The following is an 11,152-nucleotide window of genomic DNA, read 5'->3' as shown; positions in this document are numbered from 1 at the left end:
GTCGCGCTCGGCGCCGACGACCCGCTGCTCTTCGGATCCCGGCTGGCCGGGCAGTACGCGACGATGCGTGCGGCGCACGACCTCGACGACGCCCGCCTGGCCGAGCTGGCCCGGATGTCCTTCCGCGCGAGCCGGGCGCCCAAGGACGTCCTCGACCGGGCGTTCACCGACATCGACGCCTGGCTGTCCGCGCCGTCCCCCTGAGCCGAGGATGAGCACCGTTTCAGCCGGAGCGGCGCGCGGAAGGCTGCACCCATGAGCACTCCAGGCCGTGAGCAGGCTCCCCTGACTCCCCCGTCCCCCGGACCGTCGCCCGGCGCGGACCCGTGGCCGGGCTACCGCGCGCCGGGTCCGGGGCCAGCCACTCCCGACGCCTACCCGATCCCCGATCGCTACCTCACCGCGCACGGCGCGCCGGCCCACCCGATGGCGATCACGTCCCTGGTGCTGGGAGTCGTCGGCATCGTGGGCGTCGTCCTCGCACCCTTCCTGCTCGTGTCCCTCGTGGCCGTGCTCGCCTCGCCCTTCGCGATCTGGCTCGGCATCAGCTCACGCCGCCAGATCCAGGCGAACCCGCGGCAGCACAGCGGCGAGGGGTTGGCGCTGGCGGGACTGATCACGGGGATCGTCGGGATCGTGCTCGGCCTGCTGATGCTCCTGGTCGTGGTGGCGTTCATCGCGCTGCTGGTGGCGCTGTTCGCCGGCACCACGGCCTGACACCCACCGGGTTGAGACCGGGGTCAGACCCGGGTCAGAGCGTGCAGCCGACCAGCACGGGCTCGTTGACGAGCTCGATGCCGAAGCGCTCCTGCACCCCGTCGCGGACCTCTCGGGCCAGGGCGAGCAGGTCGTCGGTGCTCGCGCCACCGCGGTTGGTGAGCGCCAGCGTGTGCTTGGTCGACAGCGACACCGTGGCCGCCGGCCGGTCGAGGCCGAAGCCCTTGCCGAAGCCGGCGTGCTCGATCAGCCACGCGGCGCTGGTCTTCACCGTCCCGTCGCCCTGGGCGTACGACGGCGCGCCGGTCGGGACGAGGTCGGGCGCCACGATCGGGTTGGTGAAGAACGACCCGGAGCTCCACGTGTCGTGGTCGTCGGCGTCCAGCACCATGCCCTTGCGCCGGCGCAGGTCGAGGACCGCGGCGCGCACCTCGGTCAGCGGCGCCCGGGCGCCGACCTCGACGCCGAGCGTGCGGGCGAGCTCGGCGTAGGTGACGGGCGCGGACAGGTCGCCCCTGGGCAGCTGGAAGCTCACGTCGAGGACGAGATGGCGACCTCCCCACGCGTCGTGACGGTCGGCCTTGAAGCGCGAGGTGCGGTAGCCGAAGCCGCACTCGGAGGTGGTGAAGGTGCGGATGCCGCGCAGCTTGCGGTCCCAGACCCGGACCCGGGCGATGGTCTGGGCGACCTCCTGCCCGTAGGCGCCGACGTTCTGCACCGGGGTGGCCCCGACGGTGCCGGGGATGCCGGACAGTGCCTCGACGCCGACCCAGCCGTTCTCGACCGCGTGGGAGACGAACACGTCCCACGGCTCGCCGGCCCAGACGGTCACCCACTCGCCGGCGCAGAAGGCGTCCTCAGCGGCCTCGCGCTCCCCGACCAGGTGCACGACCGTGCCGGAGAAGCCGGCGTCCGCCACGACGAGGTTGCTGCCGCCCCCGACGACGAGGACGGGCTCGTTCGCCGCATCGGCTCCGCTGACCGCGTCGATGAGGGCGTCGACGTCGGCGACCTCGACGTAGCGCGATGCCGGACCGCCGAGCCGCAGGGTCGTGAGGTCGGCGAGCCGGGGATCAGGCACGGACGAGGGCCTTCGGCGCCCCGAGCACCTTCGCGCCGTCGCTGGTGACCTCGAGCGCGAGGGGCACCAGTCCGTCGGCGTTCGGCTCGCCGACGGTGCCGGCGACGGTCACCCGGGCGGCGCCGTCGGCAGGGACGACGACGGGGACCACGAACTTGCCGCCGAGCTCGACGACCTCGGCACCGCCGGTCCAGTCGCCGACCGCGCGGCCGACGAGGGCGAGGGTGTACATCCCGTGCGCGATGACGCCCGGGAGCCCGACGGCGAGGGCGATCTCCTCGTCCTGGTGGATCGGGTTGTGGTCGCCGCTGGCGTGCGCGTAGGCGACGAGGTCGGCGCGGGTGATCTCGAACGTGACCGGCTCCAGCGCGGTCCCGGCTGCGGGCAGAGCCATGGCTCAGACACCTCCTCGGTGGACGAGGGTCGCGGTCGCCGTACAGACGACGGAGCCGGAGGCGTCGACGATCTCGCTGGACGTGCTGATGATGTCGTTGCCGCCGATCGATCGGAGCCCGGTCACCGTGAGCGCCGCGGTGAGCTCGTCACCGACGGCCACCGGCCGGTGGTAGCGGAACCGCTGGTCGCCGTGGACGATCCGGGAGAGCTCGAGCTCCTCCGCGGCCAGGAAGTCCTGCAGGGCCGCGAAGGTCACCACGATCGGGTACGTCGGCGCGACCGTGGCACCGCCCGCTCCCCCGACGGAGGCGGCGAACGCGGCGACGGACTCGGCCGTCACGGCGTGGACGGGGGTCGGGGGGAACGCCCGCCCGACCAGGGACGCGTCGATCGGCATGGCCCCAGCCTAGATGAGTAAGTCCAAGGGCTCGCACGCTGCGCGACGCTCAGCATCCACGCCCGCGGCGTTGCCGACGCTCGATGGTGCAACCAGACCGCCGTCGCGCCGGCGCCTTGCAGGCGCGGCGCCGAGCGCCGCTCGCACGCACGACCCCTTGGACTTACTCATCTAGTGCGGCGCGAAATGCAGCGGACCCGCCCCACGTAGGTGGGACGGGTCCAGGCCGGCAGCGCGGCGCCCGCGGCAAAGCCGCGTCGGCGTCAAGCGTGGGCCGAGCTTGCGAGTGCCTGCGCGCCGACGTCGACGGGCGACGCGCTCGGCCCGACAAACAGGCTCAACGAGTCTCGCGGTGCGCGGTGTGCTTGCGGCACCGCGGGCAGAACTTCGACAGCTCGATCCGGTCGGGATCGTTGCGCCGGTTCTTCTTGGTGATGTAGTTGCGCTCCTTGCAGTCCACGCAGGCGAGCGTGATCTTCGGGCGAACGTCAGAGCTCTTGCTGGCCACTGGAGTGTCCTTTTGTTGCTGGTGGTGATGCCGGTCGTCTGTTTGGTAGCGGGGACGGGGATCGAACCCGTGACCTCACGATTATGAGTCGTGCGCTCTAACCGTCTGAGCTACCCCGCCACATGAGGAGGGCGCCTCCGCCGCGCCCGGGGGCTGAGGCGGTGGCGCCCTGTCTCCGAGCCCCTTTACGGAATCGAACCGTAGACCTTCTCCTTACCATGGAGACGCTCTGCCGACTGAGCTAAAGGGGCAACGCCGCAGAACGATACACGGGCGTGTGTCGCACGTGAAAATCGGCGGCGTCCTGCCGGTCCGGGGCGGCTGCTCAACGTCGACTCAGTCCTGGATCCGGGCGAACGGACGGGCCTCCTCGAGCTCGTAGGCGAGCTCGATCAGGAGCGCTTCATGGCCCGGCGCGGCCCCGAACATCATCCCCTGTGGCAGACCGTTGGCGGCCGTCGCGACGGGCAGGGAGATGGCGGGGGCGCCGGTGATGTTCTGCCACGGGGTGAAGGCCACCCAGTCGAGCAGCTTGTCCATGATGACGTCGTAGTCCTGGGTGGGGTCGAGGTGGCCGATGCGCGGCGTCGGCATGGCCAGGGTCGGGGTGAGCGCGACGTCGTAGCGCTCGTACCACGGCTCGGCCTGGGCGGCGGCGCGCTTGAGCCGGGTGATCGCGCCGGGCACGCGGTGCAGGTTGCGGCGCGCGTGCCGGGCCAGGCCGAGGGTGAGGTTGTCGTGACGGGCCTTGGCGAAGGTGCGGCCGTGGAACGGGCGCCCGGTGGTGAGCATGACCTGCGCCAGGAGCGCCCAGTAGAGCAGGAAGTCGTCGGCGAAGGACGGTCCGACGGGCACGTCCGCCTCGGTGACGGTGTGGCCGAGGTCCTCCAGGAGACGGGCGGTCTCGAGGGTGAGGGCGGTGGTCTCCGGGTCGGCGCCGCGTCCGACGCCGGAGGTGTTGATCGCGATCCGCAGCCGGCGCTTGATCGGCCGGGTGAGGTCGCCGATCGGGGGCAGCTCGAGCGTGCGGTGGATCCGCTCCGCCTCGCGGTAGAAGGCCGCGGTGTCGCGCACCGAGCGGGTCACCACGCCGTCGGAGACGATGCGGATCGGCATGTCGCGAAACAGCTTGTCCTGCGCCAGCCGGCCGCGCGTCGGCTTGAGGCCGACCAGACCGTTGACGGCGGCGGGGATGCGGATCGAGCCGCCGCCGTCGTTCGCGTGCGCCAGCGGTACGGCGCCCGCGGCGACCAGCGCGGCCGAACCCGAGCTGGAGGCACCGGCCGTGTGCTCGAGGTGCCACGGCGACCGGACCGCGCCGAGCCGAGGGTGCTCGGCGGAGGCGCTGAAGCCGTATTCGGACAGCTGGCTCTTGCCGAGGGGGACCAGGCCGGTGCCGAGGTACATCGCGGCGAAGTCGCCGTCCTTCTTCGCCGGTCGCGGGTCCCAGGCGTCGGTGCCCGACATCGTCGGCATGCCCGCGACGTCCACGTTGTCCTTGACGAGCGTCGGGACGCCGGCGAGGAACCCGGCGCCCGCGGCTCCGGCGGCGGCCAGGGCGCGGGCCCGGTCGTAGGCCGTGAACGCCATCGCGTTCAGGTCGGAGAGCGTCTCGATCCGGGCGATGGCCGCCTCGACGGCCTCGGAGCGGGAGACCTTGCCGGCCTCGAGGTGTTCGGCGAGACCGACCGCGTCGAGGTCGCCGAGGGCATCATCGGAGAAGGCGTGCACGCGCATGGCAGGCAACCTAGCCCCGACCGGCGCCTCCGGACCTCCGACCACGGGAGGAATCCGCGTCAGAAGAGGAAGAGCGCGCAGACAGGGACGAGCAGGCTGAGCGCGAGCGCAGAGAGGCCCATGGCGAGGCCGGCGAACGCGCCCTCCGTCTCGTCCTCGCGCAGCATGCGGGAGGCGCCGATGCCGTGGGACACGGCGCCGACCGCGAGACCGCGGGCCCGCCGGTCCCGGATCCGCAACACGCTGAGGGTCGCCGGCGCGAGGATCGCGCTCATGATGCCGGTGATGATCGCAAACACCGCCGCCAGCGCGGGGATGCCGCCGAGCGACTCCGTCAACGCGATCGCCACCGGCGTCGTCGCGGCCTTCGTGGCGAGCGTGCGCTCGATGTCCTCCCCGGCGCCGAGCAGCCGCGCCAGCCACACCGCCGAGACGATCGACACGACGGCACCGACGGCCACCGCGACGAGCATGGGGACGACGAAGCCCTGCAGCCGCGAGGCCTGTCGGTGCAGCGGGATCGCCAGCGCCACGGTGGCCGGCCCCAGCCAGAAGGCGATGAGCTCGGTCGCACGGCGGTAGTCGGGATAGTCGATGTCGAGCACGGTGATCGCGACGCCGACGACCACGATCGCCACCAGCACAGGCTGCGCCACGGCGTGCCCACCCGTGCGGCGCTGCAGCCAGCGACCCAGCTGGTAGCCGCCCAGCGTGACCCCGAGCAGGGCCAACGGCGACCGGGCCACCTCGAGCGCTGCGTCACCGGCCTCGGCGAGGCCGCTCACGACGCCGTCCCGGGAGCATCGGGGAGGTCGGGGAGGTCGGGGAGGTCGTCGCGGGGCCGACCCAGCAGGCGCTCCAGCCCGACCGCCGTCCACCCGACGACCACCAGGCCGATCAGCCACGAGCCGACGATCGCGACCACGATCGGCACGGCGTCGTCGCCCAGGACCCCGAGATAGGCCACCACACCGACGCCGGCCGGGACGAAGAGGAGCTGGAGATGCCGCAGCAGCGCGGAGCCCGCGCGGACGATGGAGCCGCTGTCGTCGTACGACCGGATCCGGAGGAAGGCGAAGAGGAGCAGCATCCCGACTACGGGACCGGGCACCGGCAGGTCGAGCACCCGCACGAGGAGCTCCCCGACGAGCTGGAACGCGATCAGCCCGGTCAGACCGGTGATCACCGGCGGTCGCGGAGACGCGCGTTGGGCAGCGCCGGCGCGGGGATCGGGGGCAGTGGCTGGTCGGGGACGATGCCGAACCGTCCGGGTGCCACCTGTCGGCCGTCGCGGACGACCGCGCCGGCCTCGGTGATCTGGGCCTGCCACGCGTCGCGGTAGGCGACGACGTCGTCGTGGCTGCGGCCGACGAAGTTCCACCACATGACGATGGACTCGCCGAACGGCGGTCCGCCGAGGACCAGCACCCGGGCTCCGTCGGCACCGGCCTCCAGGTGGATCTCCTCGCGGCCCGTGGGCACGTAGGCGAGATCTCCGGACGCCACCCCCAGACCGCTGACCTCGACGTGGCCGACATCGACCAGCACACCGTGCTCGAAAGTCGGATCGACCGGCACGGACAGGTGGGTGCCAGGGTCGAGCACGAGCTCGGCCCCGAGCAGCGGCGTGAACGTGGCCACCGGGGAGGCGTCGCCCAGCAGGGAGCCGAGGAAGACGTGCGCGCGCCAGCCGTCGCCCGCGACCTCGTCGGGAGCGTGGTGCTGGAAGCCGGGCTCGGTGTCGCGGTGCTCGGCCGGGAGGGCCACCCACAGCTGGGCGCCGTGCAGCACGGTCGTCCCCGGTGTCGACACCTCGGAGTGGCTGATGCCCCTCCCGGCGGTCATCAGGTTGACCTCCTGCGGCCGCACGGTCGCGACGTTGCCCGCGCTGTCGCGGTGATCGATCTCCCCGGTGAAGACCCAGCTGACCGTCTGCAGCCCGGTGTGCGGGTGCGGCGCGACGACCATGCCGCCGGTCGCGCTGACCTCGTCGGGGCCGTAGTGGTCCACGAAGCACCACGCGCCGATGAGCGAGCGATGACGCTGGGGCAGCGTCCGTCGTACGGCCATCGCACGGGGGCCGCCGAGCGGGACCTCGCGCGGCGCCATCAGCTCCACCGAGCCGGCCGGCCGGCTCGTGCACACCACGGCGTCGGGATCGCTCTCCGGGTTGCTCACGCCGACATCCTCCCACCGACGCGGAGCACTAGGGTGCGGCCATGGGTCTGCTCACGCCGGTCGCGATCAAGCTCGGTTCGTTCTCCTGGATGCCGCGGCTGCTGCCGCAGATCACGTGGATCGACAAGCACCTGCAGCGGCTCACCCGCGGGCGCGTCGGCTTCGTCGATCTCGCGGGCCTGCCCGGCCTGCTGCTGACGGTCGCCGGACGCAAGAGCGGGATCCCCCGCTCCACGCCGCTGCTGTGCGTGCCGTGGCAGGGCGGCTGGCTCGTCGCCGGGTCCTCCTTCGGCGCCCCGAAGCCACCCGTGTGGGTCGGCAACGTGCGGGCGGCGGAGACCGTCGAGGTGCGCTATCGACGCCGCACGGTGACCTGCACGTGGCGCGAGATCACCGGCGATGAGAAGGAGCGGGCCTGGGCGCACATGGTCACCGTGTGGCCCAACTACGACAAGTACGTCGAGTGGACCGACCGGGTGATCCCGGTGTTCTTGTTGACCCCTCGCTGACAGTCCGCACTCAGGACAGGCTGGCTTTGCTGAGGCGAGCCTTGCTTTAGCCTCCTCCCGTGGGGGACAACACGGGATTCGCACAGGTCGCGGCGGCGGGCTTCGCCGACGACCTCGCGCGACACGGCGACCGGCTCGCGCTGCGCGCCGGCGACCTTGCCCTCTCCCACGCCGAGCTCGACGACAGTGTCCAGCGTGCGGCGGAGGAACTGCGGGCCACAGGGGCGCGTCAGCTCGTCCACCTGCGGCCGGCGCCCACCGTCGACTTCGTCGTCGCCTGGCTGGCCGTCCTGCGTGCCGGCCACGTCGCACTGCTCGGCCACGACACCGGGCTCGCGGCGGCGTACGGCGCCTCCCTGCGGCGGGCTGGCGGCGCATGGCAGCCGACCGGCGTGACGCCGCCCGCGCTGCATCCCGACCTCCGGCTGCTGCTCAGCACCTCCGGGTCGACCGGCAGCCCCAAGCTCGTGCGGCTCTCGGCCACCAACGTCGACAGCAACGCCCGGGCGATCGCCGACTACCTGGACCTGTCCCCCGAGGACGTCGGACTGACGACGCTCCCGCTCGACTACTGCTACGGACTCTCCGTCCTGCACAGCCACCTCGCTGCCGGGGCGAGCGTGGTCCTCGACGACCGGTCCGTCACCGATCCCGGGCTCTGGGCCGACGCCCGCGCCGCCGGCGTGACCTCCGTCGCGGGCGTCCCCTACACCTTCGACCTGCTCGGCGCCACGGGGTGGCCGCAGCTGCCGACGCTGCGCCGGGTGACCCAGGCGGGCGGGCGGATGGCTCCCGACCGGGTCCGGGCGCTGGCCGAGCAGGGCCGTCGTGACGGCTGGGACCTCGTCGTGATGTACGGACAGACCGAGGCCACCGCGCGGATGGCCTGGCTGCCGCCGGCGCTCGGGCTGACGCGACCCGAGGCCGTGGGGATCGCGATCCCCGGCGGCCGCTTCCGCCTCGAGCCGGTCGAGGGCGCCGCGCCGGGCGTCGGCGAGCTCGTCTACGCCGGCCCCAACGTGATGATGGGCTACGCCGAGCGGCCGGCCGACCTGGCCCGTGACGCCGAGCTCGACGAGCTCCGCACGGGCGACCTCGCGCGGCTCGACGAGGACGGCATCGTGCAGGTCGTCGGTCGCCGCTCCCGCTTCGCCAAGCTGTTCGGCCAACGCATCGACCTCGACCGGGTCCAGACCCTCCTCGCCCTCGGTGGGTACGACGCCGCGTGCGCCGAGGCCGCTGACGGCTCCCAGCTGGTGGTGGCCGTCCCGGGTGACCCCGACCCGCTGCTGCTCGCCGAGGTGGCCGCCGCCACCGCCACCGACACCGGCCTTCCGCCCCACGCGATCCGCGTCGTACCCGTCGGGTCGCTGCCGCGCCGGGCCAACGGCAAGGTCGACCACCAGGCGGTCGGACTCCTCGAGCGCGCGCTCGAGGGCGAGGCGCCGGCGAGCACGTCGTCGATCGCACTGCTCTTCGAGCGGGTCCTGGGGCGCTCCGTCGGGCCGGAGGACTCGTTCGTGGGGCTCGGCGGCGACTCGCTGTCCTACGTCGAGCTGGCGCTGCGACTCGAAACGGTCCTGGGCCGGCTTCCCTCGACCTGGCCGCGGATGGAGGTTGCCCAGTTGTCGGAGCTGGCTGCGGCGTCCACGACGGCGCGGCGGGGCTCCCGGCGGTGGGCCGAGATCGAGACGGGGATCGTGCTGCGCGCCGTCGGCATCCTCGCGATCGTCGGCTCGCACACGAACCTGTGGACCGTCGTGGGCGGTGCCCACGTGCTGCTGGCCGTGGCGGGCGCGAACTTCGTCCGCTTCCACCTCGCCGACGAGGGACCCCGCCGGCGCCTGCGACGGGTGGCGCGGGCAGCCAGCCGGGTCGCCGTCCCGTCGGTGCTGTGGATCGGGACGGTCACCGTGGTGGCGGGCACGTACCCGTGGCGCAGCGTGGTGCTGCTCAACGACCTGACCGGCGGGCGACGGTGGTCCGAGCCCGCGTGGCACTACTGGTTCGTCGAGGTCGTGCTCCTGCTGTGCGTCACCGCTGGCGTGCTGACCTCGATCCCGGCCGTCATGCGCTTCGAACGTCGCCACCGCTTCCTGCTCGCCAGCTCGCTGACGGCCGTGACGCTGGTGCCGAGACTGTGGACGGAGACCGGCTACGGCGGCGACGTCATCCACTCCTCGGCGTTCGTGGCCTGGCTCTTCACCGTCGGCTGGGCGGCGGCCGTGGCCCGTACGATGCCGCAGCGCCTGCTGGTCAGCACGCTCGCCCTCGTCGGGGTCTGGGGCTTCACCGGCGACGTCCAGCGGGACGCGATCATCGCCGCAGGGGTGCTCGCCCTGATCTGGCTGCGCACCGTGCCCTGGCCGCGGGTCCTGGTCCGTCCCACCGGCACCCTCGCCGCCGCTTCGCTCTTCGTCTACCTGACCCACTGGCAGGTCTATCCCCACTTCGAGGACTGGTGGCCGCTCGGCGGCCTCCTGGCGTCGCTGGCGGTCGGCATCGCCGTCGCCCGTCTCGTGTCCCTCGTGCCCGCCTGGACCGGACTGATCGACCGGGTCCGGCCCGGCTACGCTCCCGCCCACCTCCACCGACAGGAAGTCCGATGAACGTCTCCACCCGCCGCCTCACCCTCGGTCTCGCCGCGGCCGCCCTGCTGGGCCCGCTGCTCGCCGCCTGCGGTGAGGACGAGCCGAAGCTGGTGATCTACAACGCCCAACACGAGCCGCTCCTCGCCGAGCTCGCGCCTGCCTTCACGAAGGAGACGGGCATCGAGGTCGAGCTGCGCAACGGCAAGGACCTCGAGCTGTCCAACCAGCTCGTCCAGGAGGGCGATGCGTCGCCCGCCGACGTCTTCCTGACGGAGAACTCCCCCGCGATGTCGCAGGTCGAGGCCGCTGGACTGTTCGCGGAGCTGCCCGAGGACCTGGTCGCCCCGATCCCCGCGCTCTACCGCCCCACCAGCGGCCTGTGGACCGGGTTCGTCGCCCGCTCGACCGTGCTGGTCTACAACACCGATGCCATCGAGGACTCGGAGCTCCCCGACTCGCTGCTCGACCTCGCCGACCCCGAGTGGGAGGGACGCCTGTCGTTCTCCCCCACCGGCGCCGACTTTCAGGCGATCGTCGCGGCCGTCCTCGAGCTCGAGGGAGAGGAGGCGACCCGCGCGTGGCTGGAGGGCATCAAGGCCAACGGCACGGTCTACGACGGCAACAACCTCGTGCTGGAGGCCGTCGACTCCGGCGAGTCCGAGGTCGGCATCGTCTACCACTACTACTGGGAGCGCGACCGCAAGGAGAACGGTGACGTCTCCGACAACAGCGAGCAGCACTACTTCTCCGACGGCGACCCCGGTGCCTTCGTCAGCGTCTCCGGCGCCGGCATCCTCGCCTCGAGTGACATGAAGGACGAGGCGGAGCAGTTCATCGAGTTCCTCGTCAACGAGTCGGGGCAGCAGATCCTCGCCGACAGCTACGCGCTGGAGTACCCGCTCAACCCGGACATCCAGCTCGAGGGCGTGGCCCAGCCCTTCAGCGAGCTCGAGCCGCCGCAGGTCAACGTCTCGGACCTCGACGCCCGCGCCGTGGTGGACTTGATGACCGAGGTCGGTTTCCTCTGACGACCGGGAC

Annotated in this window: 12 protein-coding genes, 2 tRNA genes and 1 pseudogene; 5 read left to right on the top strand and 10 right to left on the bottom strand. The window is 72.5% G+C overall.

Annotated elements, in window-relative coordinates:
• Together E9934_RS11730 and E9934_RS11725 are read left to right on the top strand one after the other, a co-directional pair.
• Nucleotides 1-204 (top strand): annotated as a pseudogene (locus tag E9934_RS11730) (adenosine deaminase); the annotation flags it as partial.
• 51 nt (nucleotides 205-255) lie between these two features.
• The gene (locus E9934_RS11725; RefSeq protein WP_136563054.1) at nucleotides 256-717 is read left to right on the top strand and encodes a DUF4190 domain-containing protein; all 462 of its coding nucleotides are present in this window, start codon (nucleotides 256-258) and stop codon (nucleotides 715-717) included.
• Between the two features lie 34 nt (nucleotides 718-751).
• On the opposite strand, the gene E9934_RS11720 is transcribed toward E9934_RS11725, so the two are convergent.
• From E9934_RS11720 to E9934_RS11675, 10 genes are all read right to left on the bottom strand, one after another.
• A complete protein-coding gene (locus E9934_RS11720) occupies nucleotides 752-1,798 on the bottom strand; it encodes a UDP-N-acetylmuramate dehydrogenase (protein ID WP_136563053.1) in 1,047 nt (348 codons plus the stop codon).
• Nucleotides 1,791-2,192 carry a MaoC/PaaZ C-terminal domain-containing protein gene (locus E9934_RS11715; RefSeq protein ID WP_136563052.1) on the bottom strand — a complete coding sequence of 134 codons (402 nt, stop codon included), beginning with the start codon at nucleotides 2,190-2,192 and terminating at the stop codon, nucleotides 1,791-1,793. Before E9934_RS11715 ends, E9934_RS11720 begins: the two co-directional genes overlap by 8 nt.
• A gap of 3 nt (nucleotides 2,193-2,195) precedes the next feature.
• Nucleotides 2,196-2,591: an FAS1-like dehydratase domain-containing protein gene (locus E9934_RS11710; RefSeq protein WP_136563051.1), complete on the bottom strand. Its 396-nt coding sequence runs from the start codon at nucleotides 2,589-2,591 to the stop codon at nucleotides 2,196-2,198.
• A 337-nt stretch (nucleotides 2,592-2,928) separates the two neighbouring features.
• Nucleotides 2,929-3,099 (bottom strand): 50S ribosomal protein L33, encoded by a 171-nt coding sequence (gene rpmG, locus E9934_RS11705; protein WP_028654832.1) that lies wholly within the window; start codon nucleotides 3,097-3,099, stop codon nucleotides 2,929-2,931.
• Between the two features lie 43 nt (nucleotides 3,100-3,142).
• A tRNA-Met gene (locus E9934_RS11700) sits at nucleotides 3,143-3,219 on the bottom strand.
• A 58-nt stretch (nucleotides 3,220-3,277) separates the two neighbouring features.
• Nucleotides 3,278-3,350 (bottom strand) — tRNA-Thr (locus E9934_RS11695).
• 85 nt (nucleotides 3,351-3,435) lie between these two features.
• A complete protein-coding gene (locus E9934_RS11690) occupies nucleotides 3,436-4,836 on the bottom strand; it encodes an amidase (RefSeq protein ID WP_136563050.1) in 1,401 nt (466 codons plus the stop codon).
• A gap of 59 nt (nucleotides 4,837-4,895) precedes the next feature.
• Complete coding sequence (locus tag E9934_RS11685) at nucleotides 4,896-5,621, bottom strand: LrgB family protein (protein WP_238694920.1); 726 nt, start codon at nucleotides 5,619-5,621, stop codon at nucleotides 4,896-4,898.
• Nucleotides 5,618-6,022, bottom strand: a complete 405-nt coding sequence (locus E9934_RS11680) for a CidA/LrgA family protein (protein ID WP_136563049.1) — start codon at nucleotides 6,020-6,022, stop codon at nucleotides 5,618-5,620. The genes E9934_RS11685 and E9934_RS11680 overlap by 4 nt, the downstream gene beginning before the upstream one ends.
• Nucleotides 6,019-7,014, bottom strand: a complete 996-nt coding sequence (locus E9934_RS11675; RefSeq protein WP_162851549.1) for a pirin family protein — start codon at nucleotides 7,012-7,014, stop codon at nucleotides 6,019-6,021. The genes E9934_RS11680 and E9934_RS11675 overlap by 4 nt, the downstream gene beginning before the upstream one ends.
• A gap of 41 nt (nucleotides 7,015-7,055) precedes the next feature.
• On the opposite strand from E9934_RS11675, the gene E9934_RS11670 reads away from it, so the two are divergent.
• From E9934_RS11670 to E9934_RS11660, 3 genes are read left to right on the top strand one after another with little or no spacing between them, the layout of a single operon-like run.
• Nucleotides 7,056-7,523, top strand: a complete 468-nt coding sequence (locus E9934_RS11670) for a nitroreductase family deazaflavin-dependent oxidoreductase (RefSeq protein WP_136563048.1) — start codon at nucleotides 7,056-7,058, stop codon at nucleotides 7,521-7,523.
• 59 nt (nucleotides 7,524-7,582) lie between these two features.
• Entirely contained in the window at nucleotides 7,583-10,132 is a 2,550-nt protein-coding gene (locus E9934_RS11665) for an AMP-binding protein (RefSeq protein ID WP_136563047.1), read from the top strand.
• Entirely contained in the window at nucleotides 10,129-11,142 is a 1,014-nt protein-coding gene (locus E9934_RS11660; RefSeq protein ID WP_136563046.1) for an iron ABC transporter substrate-binding protein, read from the top strand. The genes E9934_RS11665 and E9934_RS11660 overlap by 4 nt, the downstream gene beginning before the upstream one ends.
• The last annotated feature ends 10 nt before the right edge of the window (nucleotides 11,143-11,152 follow it).

Origin of the sequence: Nocardioides caeni (assembly GCF_004912195.1) — a bacterium.
Lineage (GTDB): Bacteria > Actinomycetota > Actinomycetes > Propionibacteriales > Nocardioidaceae > Nocardioides > Nocardioides caeni.
This window is presented reverse-complemented; position numbering and strand designations above follow the sequence as displayed.